The 19876-nt window shown below is 73.8% G+C and carries 17 protein-coding genes; 7 read left to right on the forward strand and 10 right to left on the reverse strand.

The window, feature by feature from the left end:
* Positions 1-2 precede the first annotated feature (2 nt).
* From AB3388_RS12830 to sbnA, 3 genes are read right to left on the reverse strand one after another with little or no spacing between them, the layout of a single operon-like run.
* The gene (locus AB3388_RS12830) at positions 3-2471 is read right to left on the reverse strand and encodes a non-ribosomal peptide synthetase (protein ID WP_495411155.1); all 2469 of its coding nucleotides are present in this window, start codon (positions 2469-2471) and stop codon (positions 3-5) included.
* Positions 2472-2484: 13 nt separating this feature from the next.
* Entirely contained in the window at positions 2485-5658 is a 3174-nt protein-coding gene (locus AB3388_RS12835) for a Pls/PosA family non-ribosomal peptide synthetase (RefSeq protein ID WP_495411156.1), read from the reverse strand.
* Complete coding sequence (gene sbnA, locus AB3388_RS12840; RefSeq protein WP_495411157.1) at positions 5655-6671, reverse strand: 2,3-diaminopropionate biosynthesis protein SbnA; 1017 nt, start codon at positions 6669-6671, stop codon at positions 5655-5657. Before sbnA ends, AB3388_RS12835 begins: the two co-directional genes overlap by 4 nt.
* Positions 6672-7354: 683 nt before the next feature.
* Here sbnA and AB3388_RS12845 point away from each other — a divergent pair.
* On the forward strand, positions 7355-7891 hold the full coding sequence (locus AB3388_RS12845) for a hypothetical protein (RefSeq protein ID WP_495411158.1): 537 nt from the start codon (positions 7355-7357) through the stop codon (positions 7889-7891).
* A gap of 6 nt (positions 7892-7897) precedes the next feature.
* Here AB3388_RS12845 and AB3388_RS12850 read toward each other — a convergent pair whose 3' ends face one another.
* The 4 genes from AB3388_RS12850 to AB3388_RS12865 all read right to left on the reverse strand — a co-directional run bounded on the left by AB3388_RS12850 (position 7898) and on the right by AB3388_RS12865 (position 11261).
* Positions 7898-8665: a sulfite exporter TauE/SafE family protein gene (locus tag AB3388_RS12850; protein ID WP_495411159.1), complete on the reverse strand. Its 768-nt coding sequence runs from the start codon at positions 8663-8665 to the stop codon at positions 7898-7900.
* A 67-nt stretch (positions 8666-8732) separates the two neighbouring features.
* A complete protein-coding gene (locus tag AB3388_RS12855) occupies positions 8733-9482 on the reverse strand; it encodes a CbtA family protein (RefSeq protein WP_495411160.1) in 750 nt (249 codons plus the stop codon).
* A gap of 8 nt (positions 9483-9490) precedes the next feature.
* Positions 9491-9709 carry a hypothetical protein gene (locus tag AB3388_RS12860; RefSeq protein WP_495411161.1) on the reverse strand — a complete coding sequence of 73 codons (219 nt, stop codon included), beginning with the start codon at positions 9707-9709 and terminating at the stop codon, positions 9491-9493.
* 121 nt (positions 9710-9830) lie between these two features.
* Positions 9831-11261: a gluzincin family metallopeptidase gene (locus tag AB3388_RS12865; RefSeq protein WP_495411162.1), complete on the reverse strand. Its 1431-nt coding sequence runs from the start codon at positions 11259-11261 to the stop codon at positions 9831-9833.
* A gap of 154 nt (positions 11262-11415) precedes the next feature.
* Between AB3388_RS12865 and AB3388_RS12870 the strand changes: the two genes are divergently transcribed.
* The gene (locus AB3388_RS12870; RefSeq protein WP_495411163.1) at positions 11416-11805 is read left to right on the forward strand and encodes an ArsR/SmtB family transcription factor; all 390 of its coding nucleotides are present in this window, start codon (positions 11416-11418) and stop codon (positions 11803-11805) included.
* The gene (locus AB3388_RS12875) at positions 11798-12844 is read left to right on the forward strand and encodes a cation diffusion facilitator family transporter (protein ID WP_495411164.1); all 1047 of its coding nucleotides are present in this window, start codon (positions 11798-11800) and stop codon (positions 12842-12844) included. Before AB3388_RS12870 ends, AB3388_RS12875 begins: the two co-directional genes overlap by 8 nt.
* Before the next feature lie 9 nt (positions 12845-12853).
* Here the strand turns inward: AB3388_RS12875 and AB3388_RS12880 are convergent, their stop codons facing one another.
* Positions 12854-15400 carry a DEAD/DEAH box helicase gene (locus tag AB3388_RS12880; protein ID WP_495411165.1) on the reverse strand — a complete coding sequence of 849 codons (2547 nt, stop codon included), beginning with the start codon at positions 15398-15400 and terminating at the stop codon, positions 12854-12856.
* 499 nt (positions 15401-15899) lie between these two features.
* Here AB3388_RS12880 and AB3388_RS12885 point away from each other — a divergent pair, with 499 nt between their 5' ends.
* Positions 15900-16691, forward strand: coding sequence for an SDR family oxidoreductase (locus AB3388_RS12885; protein WP_495411166.1), 792 nt, complete (start codon positions 15900-15902; stop codon positions 16689-16691).
* 29 nt (positions 16692-16720) lie between these two features.
* Here the strand turns inward: AB3388_RS12885 and mmuM are convergent, their stop codons facing one another.
* Positions 16721-17653 carry a homocysteine S-methyltransferase gene (gene mmuM, locus AB3388_RS12890; RefSeq protein ID WP_495411167.1) on the reverse strand — a complete coding sequence of 311 codons (933 nt, stop codon included), beginning with the start codon at positions 17651-17653 and terminating at the stop codon, positions 16721-16723.
* Between the two features lie 53 nt (positions 17654-17706).
* On the opposite strand from mmuM, the gene yidD reads away from it, so the two are divergent.
* From yidD to AB3388_RS12905, 3 genes are read left to right on the forward strand one after another with little or no spacing between them, the layout of a single operon-like run.
* A complete protein-coding gene (gene yidD / locus AB3388_RS12895; protein WP_495411168.1) occupies positions 17707-18210 on the forward strand; it encodes a membrane protein insertion efficiency factor YidD in 504 nt (167 codons plus the stop codon).
* 37 nt (positions 18211-18247) lie between these two features.
* Positions 18248-18688, forward strand: coding sequence for an alternative ribosome rescue aminoacyl-tRNA hydrolase ArfB (gene arfB / locus AB3388_RS12900; protein ID WP_495411169.1), 441 nt, complete (start codon positions 18248-18250; stop codon positions 18686-18688).
* A gap of 58 nt (positions 18689-18746) precedes the next feature.
* The gene (locus tag AB3388_RS12905) at positions 18747-19124 is read left to right on the forward strand and encodes a ClpX C4-type zinc finger protein (RefSeq protein WP_495411170.1); all 378 of its coding nucleotides are present in this window, start codon (positions 18747-18749) and stop codon (positions 19122-19124) included.
* On the opposite strand, the gene AB3388_RS12910 is transcribed toward AB3388_RS12905, so the two are convergent.
* Positions 19092-19778, reverse strand: coding sequence for a GNAT family N-acetyltransferase (locus AB3388_RS12910; RefSeq protein WP_495411171.1), 687 nt, complete (start codon positions 19776-19778; stop codon positions 19092-19094). The two genes, AB3388_RS12905 and AB3388_RS12910, sit on opposite strands and share 33 nt — an antisense overlap.
* Between the last annotated feature and the right edge of the window lie 98 nt (positions 19779-19876).

Below are 19876 nucleotides of genomic sequence, written 5' to 3' on the forward strand. Positions count from 1 at the left end.
GGTCAGGTCCTTCCGGCGAGGAGCTCGGCCAGGTCGGCCAACACGGGGGTTCGGACGATGTCCTTGAGGGAGACCGCGCGGTCCAGCGCGACCGCGAGCTTCACCCCCGACAGCGAGGTGCCGCCGAGGTCGAAGAAGGAGTCCTGGCGGCCGATCCGCTCCTCGGGAATGCCGAGGATCGCCGCCCAGGCGGCGGCCACCCGGCGCTCGGCGTCGGTGCGGGGCGCGGCCGACCGGGTCTGCGTGGGCTCGAGGTCGGCGGCCTGCGCGGTCAGCGCCTTGCGGTCGATCTTGCCGTTGCCGGTCAGCGGCAGCGTCGCCCGCCAGGCGACGACCGCCGGGAGCATGTAGTCGGGCAGGGTCTGCGCCAGCCGGTCGCGGAGCGCGTCGACGTCCACCGGCTCCGGCCCGGAGCAGAAGGCCACCAGGTGCCGGCTGCGGTCGGGCCGCTCGGCGACGACGACGCAGCCGTCGCGGACGCCGGGCACCCGCAGCAGCGCGTTCTCGATCTCGCCGATCTCGATCCGGAAGCCGCGGATCTTCACCTGGTTGTCCCGCCGGCCGAGGACGTCGAGCGTCCCGTCGGGCAGCCAGCGGCCGTAGTCGCCCGACCGGCAGATCCGCTGCCCGGAGCGGTTCGGGTCGGGGCCGAAGAGCGCCGCGGTGCGCTCGGGGTCGTTGACGTACCCGCGGCCGACGCAGATGCCGGAGAAGACGATCAGCCCGGTCGCGCCGAGGGGCACCGGGTGGTCGTGCTCGTCGAGGACGTCGACGTGCACGTTGGCGATCGGCGGGCCCACCGGCACCCCGTCGCCGTCCGGCGGGCGGGTCAGCACCGCGTGGTTGGTGTCGTCCGAGGTCTCGGTGAGGCCGTAGGCGTTGACCAGCGGGCGGTCCGGCGCGGTGGCGAACCAGCGCTGCACGAGCCCCTTCTTCACCGCCTCGCCGGTGACCGAGACGATCCGCAGGTCCGGCAGCGGGCGGGGGTGCTGCTCGAGGTAGGAGAGGACGACCTCGAGGTAGGAGGGCACCACCTGCAGCACCGCGACCCGGCCCTCGGTGAGCGTGTCGACGAACCGCTCGACGTCGAGGATGACCTCCTGCTCGACCAGCAGCGTGCGGCCGCCGACCAGCAGCGCGCTGACCAGCTGCCACAGCGAGATGTCGAAGCACTGCGGCGCGACCTGGGCGACCACCTGCCCCTCGGCGATGCCCAGGTCGTCGATCTTGGCCAGCAGGTGGTTGAGCATGCCGGCGTGCTCGCACATCGCGCCCTTGGGCTCCCCGGTGGATCCGGAGGTGAAGTAGATGTAGGCGAGCTGGTCCGGCGCGACGGGCACGTCGAGGTCGCCGTCCGGGTGGCCCTCGCCGACCGCCGCCGCGACGGTCAGCCGCTCGACGCCGGGCAGGCCGGTCAGCGCCTCGTCCAGCCCGGCGCTCGCGCCGCCGTCGGTGAGCACCAGCCGGCACTCCGACCGGCCCAGCGCGGCGGCCAGCCGGCCGGCCGGGAACTGCGGCTCGAGCGGCAGGTACGCGCAGCCGGCCTTCCAGATGCCGAGCACGCAGGCCGGCCAGTCGAGGTTGCGCTCGGTCACCACCGCGACGACCGCCTCCGCGCCGAGCCCCCGCGCGGCCAGCGCGCGGCCGATGCGGTTGGCCCGCGCGTTCAGCTCGCCGTAGGTCAGCTGCCGGTCGCGGTGGACGGCGGCCACGGCGTCCGGGTGCGCGCGGACCCGCTGCTCGAACAGCTGGTGCGCCCGGAGCTCGGGCAGCTCCCGCCGGGGGCCGGCCAGCCAGTCGAACTGGAAGGCCAGCTCGTCGGCCGACAGCAGCCACTGCTGCCGCGGGTCGGCGTCCGGGTCGGCGACCAGCTGGGCCAGCGCGGTCAGGTGGTAGCCGGCGATCCGGTCGGCGTAGGCGGAGTCGATCGCGTCGGTCCGGTAGGTCAGCGCCAGCACCGGGCCGCCGCCGTCCTGCCCGAACTCCAGCTGCAGGACGGCGTCCTCCGGAAGGTCACCGCCCAGCCCGCCGGGGTCGACCACCGTCTCGAACTGCGCCGGCACGCCGAGCTCGCGGCGCAGGTCCTCGACCGGGAACTCGGCGTGCGCCCGCAGGGACGCCTCGGCCCGCGCGCACTCGCGGACCAGCCCCCGCCAGGAGCCTGCGGCCGTGGCCACCCGGCAGGGGAGGGGGGCGCGGCCGGCGCCGGCGCGGTGCCCGGCGACGACGTCGTCCTCCCCGGCCAGCGCGGCGAGCACCCGCGCGTGCACGGCCAGCAGCACCGCGGACGGCGGCACGTCCAGCTCCGCCGCGAGCCGGTCCACGGCGGCGAGCTCGTGCTCCGGGACGGGGGTGCGGCAGCGCGCGACCCCCGGCGCCGGCTCGAGCGTCCACCGGGGGATCGCGGTTCGTCCCCCGGCGAGCAGCACTTCACGCCAGAACTCGCGGTCGGTCTCGGCGAGCACGGTCATCGGGAAAGTCCTCTCACCGGGTCGGCGCCGCGTGGCGGCCGGTGGGGGCGCGGTGCCGGCCGTGGACCTTCTGCGCTCCGTTCACCGCCGTCCCGTTGACTGCCGTCCCGTTGAGGACGGCTCCGTGCACGGCCCCGTTCAGGACGGCCCCGCTCGGGATCGCCCCGTTCAGGGCGGCGCGGGCAGGGGTGGGTAGCGGTGCCGGGGTCGCGGTCGCGATCTCCGAGGGCCGCAGCTCCCGGGCCGGGTTGCCGGCCCAGCGCGCCCCGGCGGGAACCTCCTCGCCCTTCATGAGGAAGGCGGCGGGGCCGATCACCGCGCCGTCGCCCACGTCCACGCCGTAGTGCACGAACGCGCCGGCCCCGACCGTGACGCCGGCGCCGATCAGGATGTGGTCGGACTTGAAGGCGCCGTCCTCCTGCGAGTGGCTCTGGATGTGGCTGTCCTCGTTGAGCGTGCAGTGGTCGCCGACGGTGACGAGGCTGCGCTCCGGCATGCCGGCGCCGTCGTCGTAGACCATCCGGCCGATCCGCGCCCCCAGCAGGCGGTTGAGGACGTTCTTGTACGGCGTGCCGACGAGCATCTTGTCGATCCCCGGGAGCACGAACTTCCAGAAGCGCTCGTGCCACCGGAAGTACGGGTCGTAGATGGAGCAGTACTGGGGGGTCAGCCGCCGGAACTTCCTGACGCCGCACTCCATCAGGACGCTGTAGGCGAAGATGAACAGCGTCGTCACGAAGATCTGCGCGTGGACGACGAACTCCGAACCGGTGCGCTGGTAGAGGTCCGCCGCCCCCATGGCCACGACCGTGAGACCGAAGACCTCGCCCCACCGCGCGAGCAGGAACCAGACCATGCTGCGCAGGTTGTACATGTTCTTGACGTGCAGCTTCCGCCGGAACTCCGCCTCGGTCCTCGGGCCGAGCCGGCGGTCCCGGAGGACCGTGCGCGGGATGTCGAAGGCAGGCGAGCCCAGCAGCCCGACGCCCGTCCGGACCTCGCCCTCGACCGGCACCAGGAGCTTCGTGGCCAGCAGGCAGTTCTCCCCGGTCCGGCCCGCCGGGGGGTAGGCGATGCCGTTGCCGAGGAAGTTGTGCGCGCCGATGGCCACGGGGGAGACGCGGAAGGACGTACCGGAGAACTCCGCGTTCATGATCGACAGCCCGTCGGCGACCATCGTGCCCCGGCCGACCGACGCGTGGAACGGGGTCTCGTGCTTGAGCACCGTGCCGAAGTTCGAGCCGGTCTGCTCGACGCTGGAGAGGTCGTATCCGATCCACCGCAGATACGGGATGATGTAGGAGCTGTCCCCGAACAGGTTCGTGAAGAACTTCATGTTCGTCAGGCGCCCGATGGTCCGGTGGACCCCGTAGTGGAACCCGTACAGGCGGTAGACCTTGCCCGGCTTCATGAGCAGGTTCAGCAGCCGGGGGACGGTGCCGACGACGAGCAACCCGATCAGGACGGCGCCGAAGAAGAGGACCGCGGAGGCGATCAGGGCGTCGCGGTAGAGGTCCCAGCTCGCCAGGTCCATGCTCGCGGAGCCCAGCATCCGGTTGAGCGCGGGGAAGCCGGCGAGCAGCAGACCCGCGCCGGCCACGGCGGTCGGCACGTAGAGGAACAGCACCGTGGCCAGCTGCCCGACGACGTAGACGGCCCGCCGCAGGGAGCTCAGCTCGGTGGGCGGGATCCGCCGGTAGTCGACGTCCGCCCGCTGCGCCGGGACGCCGTGCCAGCTCTCGCCGGCGGGCACCGTCTGCCCGGCCAGCAGCGCCGAGGCGTGGCCGAGCTGGGCGCCGTCGCCCATCGCGGTGTCGATGTCGAGCTGCGTCGCCTCGCCGACGAGCACGTCGCGGCCGAGCGTGATCGGACCCGGCGTGATCACGCCGGTGTGGGCCGAGTAGCCGTTGAAGAAGCAGTCCTTCCGGATGACCGTGTTGTCGCCGATGGTCAGCAGGTCGGTGCACACCGGCACGTTCCGGGAGTAGATGGCCACGCCGCGGCCGATCCTCGCCCCGAGCGCCCGCAGGTAGAGCACGTAGAGCGGGGAGCAGCCGCTGGTCTGCCCCCGCTCGCCGGCGAACAGCAGCAGCGGATTGGAGCGGACCAGGGTCTTGACGATCCAGAAGCGGAGGTAGGCCAGGCTCCAGATCCGGATCTCCACCGGTCGCCACCGGCCGATGAGCGTCCACTTGACCACGATCGGCAGCACGGAGAGGAGGACCAGGGACAGGCCACCGAACGCCACCGCCCGCAGGTACATGTCCAGCCACCCCGGGCTCGCCGCGATCCACGTGTACCCGGTGTCCACGATGACCGCGCCGAGATACACGTAGATCAGGAACATCAGCAGCTGCACGGCGCCGCACAGGACGTACTCGGCCCTCCTGGTCCGGGGAACCACCTCGACCGCCGGAGGGGCGTCCTCGGTCACCGCCGGGCGTCCCTCGTCCGTCGCGGGGTCGAGCGCGCTCGCCAACGCGGCGATCGTCGGGTGCCGGTAGACGTCGGTGATGGCCACCGCCGGCAGGGCGGGGTGCTTGCGGACCCGGGCACAGAACCGGGTCATCACCATCGAGTCGGCGCCGAGGTCGTCGAAGAAGTTCTGGTCGGGCTCGACCCGGTCCACCGTCAGGACCTCGGCCAGCACCTGGGCGAACCCGGCCTCGACGCGCGTCGGCCCGGGAGCGACCAGCGCGGTGGCCAGGTCCCGGATGGTCGGGTGCCGGTAGACGTCGGTGATGGCGACCGAGGGCAGCCCGTCCCGCTTGCGCACGCGGGCGCAGAAGCGGGTCATGACCATGGAGTCGGCGCCCAGGTCGTCGAAGAAGTGCGCCTCGACGCTGACCTGCTCGACTTGCAGCACCCCGGCCAGCACCTCGGCGAACGCGTGCTCGACCGGGGTGGCCGTCGTGCCGACCAGGGCCGTCGCCAGGCTCGCCAGCGTCGGGTGCCGGTAGACGTCGGTGATCGCCACCGACGGCAGGTCGTCCCGCTTGCGCACGCGGGCGCAGAACCGGGTCATCACCATCGAGTCGGCGCCGAGGTCGTCGAAGAAGTTCTGGTCGACCCCGACGCCCTCGACCTTCAGGACGCCGGCGAGCACCTCCGCGAGGGCGCGTTCGGTGGGCGTGGACGGCAGCCGGCTCGTGCGGGCCACGGGACCCGCGTCGATGTCCGCGCTCATCGGACCAACGTGTCGCTGGCGCGGGTGCGGCCGTTCTGCCGCCTGCGGTCGACCCGGCCCGCCGCCAGCACCTCGGCGCCGTAGAGGTCCTCGACCCAGCTGGACTGGTACACCGTGTCGAGGTAGCGCTCGCCGAGGTCGGGGGCGATCGCGACCGCGGTGAGGTCGCAGCCGTCGTTGCGGGCCAGCCAGCCCATCGCCCCGCTCACCACCGTGCCGGTGGAGCCGCCGAACAGGAAGCCGTGCCGGGCCAGCCGGTGGCAGGCGCGGACGGTGTCGGCCTCCTCGACGGTGACCACCTCGTCGATGAACGACTCGTCGAGCAGCGCCGGCCGCACGCTGGTGCCCAGGCCCGGGATCATCCGGCGGCCGGGCGGCCCGCCGAAGGTCACCGACCCGACGGCGTCGACGGCGATCACCCGCACCGGCCGGTGCCACTCGCGGAACCAGCGGGCGCAGCCCATCAGCGTGCCGGTGGTCCCGGCCCCGACGAAGAGCACGTCCAGCCGGGGGAAGGCGCGGGCGATCGCCGGTGCCGTCCGGCGGTAGTGCGCCAGCCAGTTGCCCGGGTTCGTGTACTGGTTGAGCCACACGTACCGGTCGTCGGAGGCGCACAGCCGCTCGACGTACTGGATCCGCGCGCCCAGGAACCCGCCGACGTCGGCCGGCTCGGTGACGACGTGCACCTGGCTGCCCAGGGCCTCCATCAGCCGGCGGGTGGACAGGTTGCAGCGCGAGTCGGTGACGCAGAGGAACCGGTAGCCCTTGCTCGCCGCCAGCATCGCGATGGCCACGCCGAGGTTGCCCGAGGACGACTCGATGAGGACCGAGTCCTCGTGGAGGACCCCGTCGCGCTCGGCGGCCTCGACCATCTCGGTCGCGGCCTTGAGCTTGATGGACCCGGCGAAGTTGAACCCTTCGCACTTGAGGAAGAGCTGGTGCCCGAAGACGGTCCGCAGGTCGACGTAGAGGTCTTCCTCGTTGAACGCCTGCGGCGTGGAGATGACCGACACGACGGCCTCCTCAGGGGACGGCCGGAGCGGATCTGCCGTCACGGGGCCGGTGCGACCCGGCGTCGCGACGGACAGGGATGGACCGATCGGCGTTGATCGCGGTCATCGTCGTGTTCCTGTCTGCTCAGGGTGGCGAAGCGCCGGCCGAGATGGGCCGAGGTGTCGCGGTGGCGAGGCGGCACGGCGCGTCGATGGCAGGAGGGGGTCGCACACGGGTAGGGAGCGAACTGGTACGACGGAGTACCGGGCGTGGGTGCGGGGTGCAGCGGTGCGGCCCCGCTCGTCGCCCCCATGTCCGAGATCACGAGCGGCTTGCGTCGAAGGGTTCACCCGATTTTCCCCGTTCCCCTGCCGGCGGGACCGTTGCGGTCCCGCCGCCGATGACCCGACTGCGGCCACCGACGGCGCGGAAAGTGGCACCGAGCACGGGCAGGGTCAAGGGGGCCGGAAACACCGGAACGGGGCAGTTCCCCTAGTGCTACGCGCGTGCGGACGTGACGCCATCGGAGCGCGACGGACGGTCACGGCCACGACCAGCGCTTTTTGCCGGCGCCGCGGGGCCTCCGGCCGACGACTGTGCACGTCTGGCATACGACGCCGATCCCGCCGGCGGATCGCGGATCGCCGGGCGGGTTGCCGGGGTCCGTCGTCCCGCGGGCCTAGCGTGACGGATGAGGTGAGTGATGACTGAATCCGACGTGCCTTCGGCCGGAGGTGCTCCGGCCGCGGAGCAACCCGAGCCGACCGCCGGCACCGCGCCGGGGGCCGCGCCGCTCGAGGAGGTCGCGGTCGCCGCGCCGGAGGCGACCGCTGACCCGGCCCCGTCGCACCCGACCGCACCGGTGACCGCCCGCCCGGTCGTGCGTCCGCGGCGCGGCGGGCCGGTGACCCGCATGGGCCCGTGGGCGCCGGTCGCCGGCGCGCTGCTCGGCGCCGCGCTCGGGCTGGTCGCCGTGCTGCTCCTGGCCGGCCAGGCCGACGGCTTCCGGGAGCGGCTCTCACTGGTGCTGTTGGTCATCGGCATGGGCCTGCTCGGCGCGGCCGGTCCGCTGCTGGCCGACGAGGTCCGGCTGGTCCGCCGCGGCGTCCGCGAGGCCGCCGTCCGCCCGGCGTCGGTCGGGGTGACCGCCGAGCTGCTCAACGGTCTGACGCCTGCGCGGCTGCTGCTCCTGGTCAGCGGCTTCGTGCTCTTCCTCGCCGCCTACGTCGCCCGCGGCTGAGGACGGCTACGCGTAGGCGTCGTAGCCGAGCTTGACCGCCAGCCCGATCCCGGCCAGCGCGATCACCCGCCGCAGCAGCGACTGCGGCGCCCGGCGCACCACGCGCGGGCCGACCCGGCCGCCGAGGAACAGCCCGATGGCCAGCGGCAGCGCCGCGGACCAGGCGATCGAGGTCAGGAACACGTAGCCGACGGCGGCGGTGGCGTTCGCGCACCCGAGGACGACGTTCTTCAGCGCGTTGGCCACCGGCAGTCCCTCGCCGGTGCCGAACAGGTACATCGCCAGCATCATCACGCCGGCGGCGGCGCCGAAGTAGCCGCCGTAGACGGCGATGGCGAACGTCCCCGCCACCAGCCACCGCGAGTCGCCCCTCGGGTGCGGATGAGTCGCGGCCTCGGCGGCGAGTTCGCCGGGCGGGCGCTGCACGAGCAGCAGCAGCGACGCGCTGCCGATGAGCCAGGGCACGATCCGCTCGAAGGCCTCGGACGGCGTGAGCAGCAGCAGGGCCATGCCCGCCACGCCCCCCAGGACGGCGGCCACCGCGAACCGGCGCAGCCGCCGGCCCTGGCCGGTGAGCTCTGGCCGTGAGGCGCTGACCGAGCCGACGCTGTTGAGCACCAACGCGACGGTGTTGGTCACGTTGGCGGTCACCGGCGGGATCCCGACGGACAGCAACGCGGGATAGCTGATCAGCGAGGCCAGGCCGGCGATGCTGCCGGTCAGCCCGGCCCCGATCCCGGCGAGCACGAGCAGGACGAACTCGAGGGGGCTCACCCGACGGCTACCACGGTCATCGGGTCGAGGTTGTCACACGCCGGCGGCGGTGGGGGAGGGCCCGGGCTCAGGGCCGTTCGGCGGTCGCCCGGTCGAGCAGCCAGCCGCCGGCCAGACCCAGGCCGAGCCACAGCACGGCCTGCTGGCCCAGGGTCGCGAGCCGGAAGTCCCACACGATCGACGCCGTGATGTCGTCCGGGATCGCGTCGGGGTTGTCGGGGACGAGGAGCACGAGCAGGGCGATCAGGGCGAGGCCCAGGGCCGCTGCGGCGGCCGCGCTCGGGGCGGCGGCCACGCCGCGGTGGCGCAGCAGGCTGACCAGTGCGGCGACCAGCATCGTGGCGACGACGCCGCACAGCAGGACGCCGAGGTAGATGGCGGTCCGCGTGGAGACGGTGTCCGGGTTGCCGACGCCCGGCGGGTTGGCCGGGAGCGTGACCATCGGCAGCAGGCCGACGATGCCGAAGCCGATCGCGGCGAGCAGGCCCACGCGCGCGGAGTCGGTGCGACCCGGGAGCCGGTGGCGGACCAGGCCGTAGACCACGGCGAAGACGAGTCCGACGAGCACGCCGGCCAGCACCGTGCCGAGCACGCCGCCGAAGACCTGGGTGCCGCGGCTGAAGACGTCCTCGTGCGCCGGCGTCGCCGGGCGGGCGGCCTGCACGGCGATGGCGGGCGCCAGGGCCCGCTCGGTGACCAGGAGCAGCCACCCGCCGGCCAGGAGCCCGGCGATCAGCCCGGCCAGCGCCAGCCGCCCGAGGAGCGTGGGAAAGGTGAGATCGGCGGCCGCGGGGCGCGGTCGCGTCGTCGTGGACATCGCGCGGCTCAGTGGCAGGGCACGCCGAAGGCGTGCCGTGCGTCGTGGAAGAACTCGTGCACGGTGCCGGCCGCGGAGAGCAGCACCGCGCCGTTGTCCTCGAGGATCAGGAACAGCGCGGCGAGCCCGTACAGGAGGATCGGCCACGCCCACACCGGGACGGCGATCCGTGCCGGCCGCACGTCTGCGGAGGCATGCCGGGTGGGCACGTGGCGTGCTGAGGTCATCGTCGGTCGCTTTCGCGCAAGCCCCGTGCAATTGCGGCGAGCAGCTGTGCCGTTTTCAACCATGACACCGGGGAACGGAACAGGCCAGTCCGACCTGCATAGGACGTCCGTCGTAGGACCCTCAGTCGCCGGCGGCCTCGACGTCCTTGCGGTTCAGCGCTCCGGCCTCGACCAGCACGTCCAGCGCCTTCGGGAGCCCCGCGAGGGCCCGGGCGAGGTCCTGCGGGCGGGCGATGGTCCACGCCTGGGTGTCCACGTAGCAGCGGATGGCCTCGTCGAACGCCGCCGGGCCGGCCGCCTCCCGCGCGGCCGACAAGGCCGCCGCGCCCTTCGAGTAGACGCGGTTCTCGTAGTCGTTCTGGTCGGCGAAGTCGCTCATCGTCCCGGCGACGTCGCCGCCGTCCTCCAGGTCGCCCCGGTGCCCGTCGTCGTCGGCGACCGACTCGGCGTAGGTCGCGAAGGCCTCGTCGAGCCAGGGGTCGCGGTACTGCGAGTCGCCGACCATGCCGAAGAACCACATGTGCGCGACCTCGTGCACCAGCAGGCCGAAGCCGTCGCCCCCCATGAGGATCGACGAGGAGTACTCCTCGCCGCCGCCGTGGTCGGCCACGAGGGGGACGGTGAGCGTGGGATACGGGAAGTCCCCGAAGCGCTCCTCCAGCAGCCGGATCGCCTGGACGGTGTCCGCGGCCAGGTCGTCCGCCGACTCGTCGGAGTCCGGCAGTGCGCCGACGGTGACCGTAGTGTCGCCGGTCGTCGCGGTCGCGGTGTCGAACCGGCCGGCCGCCACGTTGACGTCGCGGGACACCGGCTCGTGCGACTGCCAGACCCGTCGTCCGCCGGACGCCGCCGCGGGCTCCTCCTGAGCGCCGGTCATCAGGACGACGAGGTCCTCGGGCGCCGAGACGCGGATGGTCGTGTCGGCCACCGTGGCCGCGGTCGTCTCGGCGCTGATCTGGACGAACGGATCGCGCGCCCACCCGACACCCGGCTCCCACGTGAGGATCGGGAAGCCGCTGGCCCACCAGGTGACGTCGTCCCGGACGCCGAACCGGTCGAACCCCGCCGGCGTCTCCCGGGTGGTGAGCCGCAGCGTGAAGTCCAGCTCCACCTGCACCGAGTCGCCCACGTCCACCGGGTCGCGCAGGTCCACCCGGTAGAGCCCGCCGGGGCTGCCGGCAGCGGCCCCGTCGGCGACGTAGCGGCCGCCGCCGACGTCGTCCCCGCGGACGTCGTCCACGCTCAGCCGGTTCGGTGCGGACTGGGGCGCGTTCGGGATCAGCCGGAACCACATCTCGTCGACGGGCAGGTCCGGCGTGAACGTCACCGTCTCCGTGCCGGTCACCGTGCGCAGGTCGTCGTCGAGCCGGAAGTCCAGGTCGATGACCGGCCGGTCCGGATCGGGCTGCGCGCGGCCGGCCGGGCACGACGGAGCGGGGCCCGCGGTCTCCCGGTCCTCGGCCGAGGAGGTGCAGCCGGCGAGCAGGAGGACCGCCCCGCCGGCCAGCGCCCAGCGGCGCGCGGTCGAGAAGGCGACGAGCGCGTCGCGCATGGCCCCTGCCAACCTGCGGGGCCGGCCGGACCCACCCGGAGGATCTCCCGTGACCGCCCGCTGACCAGGGAATCTATGCAGCGCCATGACGGACGTACAGGTCTCGCAACCTGTGAATCAGCTGAGGATTCCGGCAGCGTTCTATCATCTGCGCATGCGCGCAGATGGCGAGTCGCATCGGCGGATCCCGTCGGACGACCAGATCGCTCTGGCCGTCGAGGCCTTCCGGATGCTGGCCGACGGCACCCGGGTGCGAGTCCTGTGGGCGCTCATCGGCCGGGAGCTGTCGGTCAACGAGCTGGCCGCCGAGGTCGGCAAGACCCCGGCGTCGGTCTCCCAGCACCTGGCCAAGCTGCGGATGACCCGCATGGTCGCGACCCGCCGCGAGGGCATCCAGGTGTTCTACCGGCTCGAGAACGAGCACATCGGGCAGCTGGTGACCGACGCGATCCACAACGCCGAGCACGCCGGCCCGGGGGTGCCCGGTCACCACCTGCGCGACGCCGGCCTGGTTCCGCTGCAGCGGGAGGCCGACGGTGGCTGACCACACCCACCACGAGCACCGCCACGCCCACGGTGACGAGCACGGCCACGACCACGACCACGACCACGACCACGACCACCCCGGTGGTCTGCGCGGCTGGGTGGCCGGCCTGTTCCACCCGCACAGCCACGATGCAGCCGACTCGGTCGACTCGGCGCTGGAGTCCTCCGCGCGCGGTATCCGGGCGGTGAAGACCAGCCTGGTCGCACTGGGGGTCACGGCGGCCCTGCAGCTACTGGTGGTCCTGGTGAGCGGTTCGGTGGCGCTGCTTGCGGACACCGTCCACAACGTCGCCGACGCGCTGACCGCCGTCCCCTTGTGGATCGCGTTCGTCGTCGGCCGCCGGGCCGCCAACCGCCGCTACACCTATGGCTATGGGCGTGCCGAGGACCTCGCCGGGTTGTTCATCCTGGCGGTGATCGCCGCCTCCGCGGTGGTAGCCGCGGTGGAGAGCGTCCGCCGCCTGCTCGAGCCTGCGCCGGTGGAGCACGTCGGCTGGGTGGCGCTGGCCGGGCTGATCGGCTTCGCCGGCAACGAGCTGGTCGCCGTCTACCGCATCCGGGTGGGGCGGTCGATCGGGTCGGCGGCGCTGGTCGCCGACGGGCTGCACGCCCGCACCGACGGGCTGACCTCGCTGGCGGTCCTCGCCGGGGCTGGGGGCGTCGCGGCCGGGTTCCCGCTCGCGGACCCGATCGTCGGCCTCGTGATCACCGTGGCGATCCTCGCGGTGCTCCGCACGGCGGCCCGCGACGTCTACCGGCGGCTGATGGACGCCGTCGACCCGGGGCTGGTGGACCGGGCGGAGGCGACCCTGCGGGCCACGCCGGGGGTGACCGGCGTGCGCGCGGTCCGGATGCGCTGGATCGGGCACGCCCTGCACGCCGAGGCGGACCTGGAGATCGACGGCGGCGTGAGCGTCACGGACGCGCACGCCCTCGCGCACGAGGCCGAGCACCGGCTGACCCACGACGTGCCCCGGTTGCGCAGCGCCGTCATCCACGCCTACCCGGCCTCCCGGCACGGCGCCACCGTGCACTGACCTCCCGCGTCAGTCCTTGCGGCCGGCGTCGACGAGCCGGAGGACCGCGTGCCCCTCCTCGTCGGAGGCGTCGAGGTCGACCTCGACGTCCAGGCCCCAGTCGTGGTCGCCGGCCGGGTCGTCGAGGATCTGCCGGACGCGCCAGACGCCGGGCTGCTTGTCCCAGATCAACAGCGCCGGGCCGCGGGCGTCGGCGCCGGTGCCCACCTCGTCGTGCTCGGCGAAGTAGGCCTGCACGACCTCGCCCCAGCGCTCGGCGTCCCACCCGGCGTCCTTGTCCAGCTCGCCGAGGTCGTACCAGCGGCGGCGTGCCCACAGCTGCACCCGGTGGAACAGCGCGTTGCGCACCATCGCGGTGAACGCCCGCTCGTTCCCGGTCAGCGGCCGCGGCCGGGCCGGCACGGCGACCTCCGCGACCGGGCCGTCGTCCGGGTTGGTCAGCTGCTCCCACTCGTCGAGCAGGCTCGAGTCCACCTGCCGCACCAGCTCGCCGAGCCACTCGACGAGGTCGGTCACCTCGTCGGTGCGCGCGGCGGCGGGGACGCCGGAGCGCAGCGCCTTGAACGCGTCGGAGAGGTAGCGCAGGACGGCGCCCTCGGAGCGGGTCAGCCCGTAGGTGGAGACGTACTCGCGGAAGGTCATCGCCCGCTCCCACATCTCGCGGACGACCGCCTTGGGGGAGAGGTGCGCGTCGCGGGCCCACGGGTTGGACCGCGCGTAGACGTCGAAGGCGTGCTCGAGCAGCTCGGCCAGCGGCTTGGGGTAGCTGACCTCCTCGAGCAGCTCCATGCGCTCCTCGTACTCGATCCCCTCGGCCTTCATCTGCGCCACGGCCTCGGCCCTGGCCTTGGACAGCTGCGCGGCGATGACCTGCCGCGGGTCGTCGAGGGTGGCCTCGACGACGCTGACGACGTCCAGCGGGTAGGTGTCCGACGCCGGGTCGAGCAGCTCGATCGCGGCGAGGGCGAAGGTGGACAGCTCCTGGTTGAGCGCGAAGTCCGGCGGCAGGTCGACGGTGAGCCGGTAGCGCCGTCCGTCGGGCTCCGGCTCGTCGAGCCGGACCAGGACGCCGGCCTGCAGCAGCGAGCGGGCGATGCCGATCGCCTCGCGGACCAGCCGCAGCTGCCGCTTGCGCGGCTCGTGGTTGTCGGTGAGCAGGTGCCGCATGGCCGCGACCGGGTCGCCGGGGCGGGCGACCACGTTGAGGATCATCCCGGTCGTGACGTGGAAGTGGCTGGTCAGCGGCTCGGGGTCGGCGTCCACCAGCCGCTTCATCGTCGCCTCGGACCACGGCACCATGCCCTCGGGCGCCTTCTTGCGCACCAGCTTGCGGCGCTTCTTCGGGTCGTCGGCGACCTTGGCGAACTGCTTGAGGTTCTCCACCTCGTGCTCGGGCGCCTGGACGACGACGGTGCCGGCGGTGTCGTAGCCCGCGCGGCCGGCGCGGCCGGCGATCTGGTGGAACTCGCGGGCGGTGAGCAGCCGCATGCGGGTGCCGTCGTACTTGGACAGCGCCGAGAACACGACGGTGCGGATCGGCACGTTGATGCCGACGCCGAGGGTGTCGGTGCCACAGATGACCTTGAGCAGCCCGGCCTGGGCCAGCTGCTCGACCAGCCGCCGGTACTTGGGCAGCATCCCGGCGTGGTGGACGCCGATGCCGTGGCGGACCAGCCGGGACAGGGTGGCGCCGAACGCCGAGGAGAACCGGAACCCGCCGATCATCTCGGCGATCGCGGCCTTCTCCTCCTTGGTGCACACGTTGACGCTCATCAGCGCCTGCGCCCGCTCCAGCGCGGAGGCCTGGGTGAAGTGGACGACGTAGATCGGTGCCTGGCGGGTGTCGAGCAGTTCGCCGATCGTCTCGTGCATCGGCGTCGTCGCGTAGTAGTGGTGCAGCGGCACCGGGCGCTCGGCGTGCGCGACCAGCGCGGTGGGCCGGCCGGTGCGGCGGGTCAGGTCCTCGCGCAGCCTCTCCGTGTCGCCGAGCGTGGCCGACATGAGCAGGAACTGCGCCGTCGGCAGCTCGAGCAGCGGTACCTGCCAGGCCCAGCCGCGGTCGGGGTCGCCGTAGAAGTGGAACTCGTCCATGACGACCAGCCCGATGCCGGCGGTGTCGCCCTCGCGCAGCGCGATGTTGGCCAGCACCTCGGCGGTGCAGGCGATGATCGGTGCGTCGTGGTTGACCGCGGCGTCGCCGGTGAGCATGCCGACGTTCTCGGCGCCGAAGACCCCGCAGAGGGCGAAGAACTTCTCGCTGACCAGCGCCTTGATCGGCGCGGTGTAGAAGCTGCGCCGTCCGGCCGCCAGTGCCGCGTACTGGGCGCCGGTGGCGACCAGCGACTTGCCCGACCCGGTCGGCGTCGCCAGGACGACGTTGGCGCCGCTGACCAGCTCGATCAGCGCCTCCTCCTGCGCCGGGTAGAGCGTCGTGCCGCCGGCGTCGGCCCAGGCGGCGAACCTCGCGAACAGCTCGTCGGGGTCGTCGCCGAGGGCCCGCAGACCGGTCAGGTCGGCGGCATCGTCGAGCAGGGGAGGGGCGACTGTGTCGGTCATCGTGGACACCAGCGTGCCTGACGCCTCGCGGCTTCCCACGCCGACGCCCGGGCTGACCCGGACGATCACGATCCGGTAACGAACGTGCCAGATCCGCATCGGATGAACCGATAAGGTTCACGAGATGAACGGAAGGTGAACGGGAGGTGGCGCATCGATGCGCGTGAACGAATGTCCGGAGTGCCGGTGGGTGCCCGTCGTGGACGGTGACGGCCGCCGTCGCCTGGAGATGCGCTGGAGCCTGCCGATCGCCGCTCCCGCTGAGCAGTCGCTCCACCGCACGGCCTGAACCGAGGGTCGATCCTCTTCTGGGGTCGAACTCGTGCTCCACGGGTCCTGCCGGACCCCGGGAGCACGAGTTCGACCCCAGAAGCGTGTCCGGGGGCCTTCCGGGGCGGGTTCTGCGACGGCGGCGTGCGGGTAGGCGCGGCGCATGTCGTCACCGCGTCCCGAGTCCCAGCCCGCACAGCAGCAGACCCCGCCCGGCACGCTGGGGGAGATGACCCCGAAGCCCGACCACGGCGAGGAGAGCTACCGCGGCTCCGGGAAGCTGACCGGCAAGTCCGCCGTCATCACCGGCGGCGACAGCGGCATCGGCCGGGCGGTCGCCATCGCCTTCGCCCGCGAGGGGGCCGACGTCCTCATCTCCTACCTCGACGAGCACGAGGACGCGCAGGACACCGCCCGCTACGTGGAGGAGGCCGGCCGCACATGCGTGCTCGTGCCCGGTGACCTCTCCGACCGGGCGCACGCGAAGACGATCGTCCCGAAGGCGGTCGAGGCGTTCGGCAAGGTCGACGTCCTCGTGAACAACGCCGCCTTCCAGATGACCCACGAGTCGCTGGACGAGATCCCCGACGAGGAGTGGGACCACACGCTGGCCACCAACCTCACGGCGATGTTCATCCTCTGCAAGGACGCCGTCCCGCACATGCCGCCGGGCGGGTCGATCATCAACTCCTCGTCGGTGAACTCCGACATGCCCAGCCCGCAGCTGGCGCCCTACGCGATGACCAAGGCCGGCATCGCGAACTTCACCGCCAGCCTCGCCCAGATGCTGGCCGAGAAGGGCATCCGGGCCAACAGCGTCGCCCCGGGCCCGATCTGGACGCCGCTGATCCCGTCGACGATGCCGGAGGAGAAGGTGGAGAGCTTCGGCGAGCAGGTGCCGCTGGGCCGCGCCGGGCAGCCGGCCGAGCTGGCGCCGGTCTACGTGCTGCTGGCGAGCGACGAGGCCAGCTACATCTCCGGCGCCCGCATCGCCGTCACCGGCGGCAAGCCGATCCTCTAGGTGCTTGATCGCGACAAAGCACGCGTGCTTCATCGCGATGAACCGCGTTGTCGAGCGCCGGTGAGGACGGCGGCGATCTCGCGGATGCGGTCGGGGCCGGTGCGGCAGCAGCCGCCGACCAGCCGCGCGCCGGCGGCCACCCACGCGGGGACGTCGTCCGCGGCCGGTGCCGGCGCGCCGGTCCACCGCCGGCCCGCGGCGTCCCACCCCTCGCCGCTGTTCGGGTAGACGACGACCGGCTTCCCCGACGGCGCCGCCGCCTCGACCGCGGCCAGGACACCGGACGGGTCGGTGCAGTTGACGCCGACCGCCACGACCTCGCCGACGCCGGCGGCCATCGCGAGGACGTCGGTGGCCGGCTCCCCGCGGCGGGTGCGGACGACGCCGTCGCCGTCCACCACCGTGGTCAGCGACAGCCAGACCGGGACGCCCCGCGAGGTCGCCTCGGCCAGCAGCGCCTCGGCCTCGGCGGCCGCCGGCACGGTCTCGCAGGCGAGCACGTCCGCGCCGGCCTCCGCGAGGACCTGCATGCGCGGGCGGTGGAAGCGGCGCAGCGCCCCGACGCCCAGCTCGTCGGCGTACGCGCCGGTGTACTCCGACCCGTCGGCCAGCATCGCGCCGAACGGCCCGACCGAGCCGGCCACCCAGGCCTCCGGCGCGCCCTCCCGGGCCAGGGCGACGGAGCGCTCCAGCAGCCGCCGAGTCGTCGGTGCGTCCAGGCCGGCGCGGGCGAACCCCTCGAAGGTCGCCTGGTAGCCGGCCGTCGTCACCACCTGCGCGCCGGCCTCGGCGTACGCGGCGTGCACGGCGGCGATCGCGGCGGGGTCGTCGCGCAGCAGCCGGGCCGACCACAGCGCCGAGCCCAGGTCGTGCCCGCGCCGCTCCAGCTCGGTCGCCAGGCCGCCGTCGAGCACGACCGGCCCGGCCGCCAGGGCCTCGGCCAGGCTCGGACGTTCGGTCACGGCTCCGCATCCTCCGCCCTGCGGATGGCCCCGCGCTCCCGCAGGATCGGGGCATGGTCTTCGTCTGGGGCACGGGCCCGCGCCGTCGCCGTCCGCGGTACGGACCGCCCGGGTACGGCCCCGGCTGGGGCCGCGGCTACGGACCGCCGCCGGGCTACGGACCGCCGCCCGGATACGGGTACCGCCGCGGCGGCGGCGGGGGGTCGTGCCTGCGCGACCTGTTCCTCCTCGAGACCGGCTGCTGCCTGGCCGAGTTGCTCGGCTGCGGCGTCGACGCCCTGCTGGTCGCCCCGGCCACGCTGCGGCGGGTGTCGCGGCGGGGGGCACCGGGCGGTTCCCTCGCCGAGCGCATGGTCGCCGCGATCGGCGTCTACCAGCGGGAGATCAGCCCGCGCCGGCCGCCGTGCTGCCGCTTCACGCCGACCTGCTCGGCCTACGGCATCGAGGCGATCCGGACCCACGGCGCCCGCCGCGGCGGATGGCTGACGCTGCGCCGGCTGCTGCGCTGCCGCCCCGGTGCGACCGGGGGCGCGGACCCGGTGCCGATGGCGGCCTGAGCAGGGCGGCGTCCCGGCGTCGGCCAGACTGGACGGCGTGCCCGCTTCCGACGACGCCACCGGCGACCTCGCCGTCACCGACCGGGTCGTCGTCCCGGCGGCGGCGCTGAGCTGGCGCTTCTCCCGGTCGTCCGGACCCGGCGGGCAGGGCGTCAACACCGCCGACTCGCGGGTGGAGCTGTCGGTGCACGTCCCCGACCTGCCCGGGCTCACCGACGCGCAGCGGCAGCGGCTGACCGAGCGGCTCGGCGCCCGGCTCGTGGGCGGCGTCCTGACCATCGCCGCGAGCGAGCACCGCCAGCAGCTGCGCAACCGGCAGGCCGCGCGCGACCGGCTGGCCGCCGTGCTGCGCGCCGCGCTTGCCCCACCGCCGGCCGCCCGCCGGCGCACCAAGCCGACGAAGGGCAGCCAGGAACGGCGCATCCAGGCGAAGAAGCAGCGGGGCGAGCTCAAGCGGTCGCGGTCCCGCTGGGACTGAGCCGCCGTCAGGTATAGCCTGACAACCGTGTCAGGAGACGCCTGACAGGGGAGGGTCGATGGGTACCACGATCATCGCCAGCTGCTCGTTCTGCGGCAAGAACAACACCGAGGTCACCCGGCTGGTGGCCGGCCCGGGCGTCTTCATCTGCGACGAGTGCGTGGCGCTGTGCAGCCAGGTCATCGCGGACACGGAGCGGATCGTCGGGCAGGGCCCGTCCCGGCCCGCGCCCGTTGCGCCGTGGGAGCAGGCGACGTCGCTGGAGGACGTGCTCGGCGGGCTGCCCAAGGTCGCCGCGGCCGGGGCGCAGGCGGAGCAGAACCTGCACGCCTGGGTGCAGCGGGCGCGCTCGCTCGGCGGGACCTGGGCGCAGATCGGCGAGGCGCTCGGCATGAGCCGCCAGTCAGCGTGGGAGCGGTTCGCCCCCGGCGACTGACGCCGGCTCGCGCACCAGCACCCACAGCGGCAGCTCGTCGTCCGCGGTGCGCAGCGTCGCGGCGACCGTGAAACCGAACCGGCGCAGGAACGCGACCTGCGCCCACGCGAACACCGCGGTCGCCGCGGGGAGGCCGCTGTCGTCGACCCGGGCGAGCCCGGCCTCGACCAGCGCCGTCGCCGCGCCCTGCCGTCGCGCGGTCGGCCGGGTGCCCAGGTGCGCCAGCCACCAGTGCGGCCCGGCCGGGCGTTCCGCCGCCACCCGCTCGTCGGTCGCGCGCACCGCCGGCCACCGGTCGGCGGACAGGTGCGGCAGCTCGCGCGCCAGCGCGGCGCGGACGTCGTCCGGCAGCGGGCGGGTGCCCGGCGCCTCGGCGGGCGGCACCCAGGCCGCGACCGCGCCGACGTCGTCGGTGACCCACGCCGTGCCGGTGGCGACCGCGCGGTGCCCGGCCGAGAGCTCGTGCAGCCGGGTCAGCCGCTGCATCCGCCCGTCGTCCGGCAGCCTCCACCGCGTCTCCCGCGAGTCGCCGAGGGCGAGGGTCAGCGTCGCGGCGATCCGCGGGATGTCGCGCTGCTCCGCCGTCTGGACGGCGGGGCGCGGGGGCGGCGGCGGGTCCTCGATCCGGCGGACGGTCGGGCGCCGGTCGGTCACCGGTGCATTCGACCACGCGTGCCGGCGCGCCGGTGCGGCCGGCATGTATCACCGCCGTCCCCTCCGCGCTCCTGGAGCGTGACGGGGTGCCGCTCGCC

The organism is Geodermatophilus sp. SMS 5-13 (assembly GCF_059428245.1).

What these genes read in the sequence shown, in the direction of transcription:
- AB3388_RS12830 (WP_495411155.1), bottom strand. Translation starts at nt 2,471, where the DNA reads ATGACCGTGCTCGCCGAGACCGACCGCGAGTTCTGGCGTGAAGTGCTG.
- AB3388_RS12835 (WP_495411156.1), bottom strand. Translation starts at nt 5,658, where the DNA reads ATGAGCGCGGACATCGACGCGGGTCCCGTGGCCCGCACGAGCCGGCTG.
- AB3388_RS12845 (WP_495411158.1), top strand. Translation starts at nt 7,355, where the DNA reads ATGACTGAATCCGACGTGCCTTCGGCCGGAGGTGCTCCGGCCGCGGAG.
- AB3388_RS12855 (WP_495411160.1), bottom strand. Translation starts at nt 9,482, where the DNA reads ATGTCCACGACGACGCGACCGCGCCCCGCGGCCGCCGATCTCACCTTT.
- AB3388_RS12860 (WP_495411161.1), bottom strand. Translation starts at nt 9,709, where the DNA reads ATGACCTCAGCACGCCACGTGCCCACCCGGCATGCCTCCGCAGACGTG.
- AB3388_RS12865 (WP_495411162.1), bottom strand. Translation starts at nt 11,261, where the DNA reads ATGCGCGACGCGCTCGTCGCCTTCTCGACCGCGCGCCGCTGGGCGCTG.
- AB3388_RS12870 (WP_495411163.1), top strand. Translation starts at nt 11,416, where the DNA reads ATGCGCGCAGATGGCGAGTCGCATCGGCGGATCCCGTCGGACGACCAG.
- AB3388_RS12880 (WP_495411165.1), bottom strand. Translation starts at nt 15,400, where the DNA reads ATGACCGACACAGTCGCCCCTCCCCTGCTCGACGATGCCGCCGACCTG.
- AB3388_RS12885 (WP_495411166.1), top strand. Translation starts at nt 15,900, where the DNA reads ATGACCCCGAAGCCCGACCACGGCGAGGAGAGCTACCGCGGCTCCGGG.
- yidD (WP_495411168.1), top strand. Translation starts at nt 17,707, where the DNA reads ATGGTCTTCGTCTGGGGCACGGGCCCGCGCCGTCGCCGTCCGCGGTAC.
- AB3388_RS12905 (WP_495411170.1), top strand. Translation starts at nt 18,747, where the DNA reads ATGGGTACCACGATCATCGCCAGCTGCTCGTTCTGCGGCAAGAACAAC.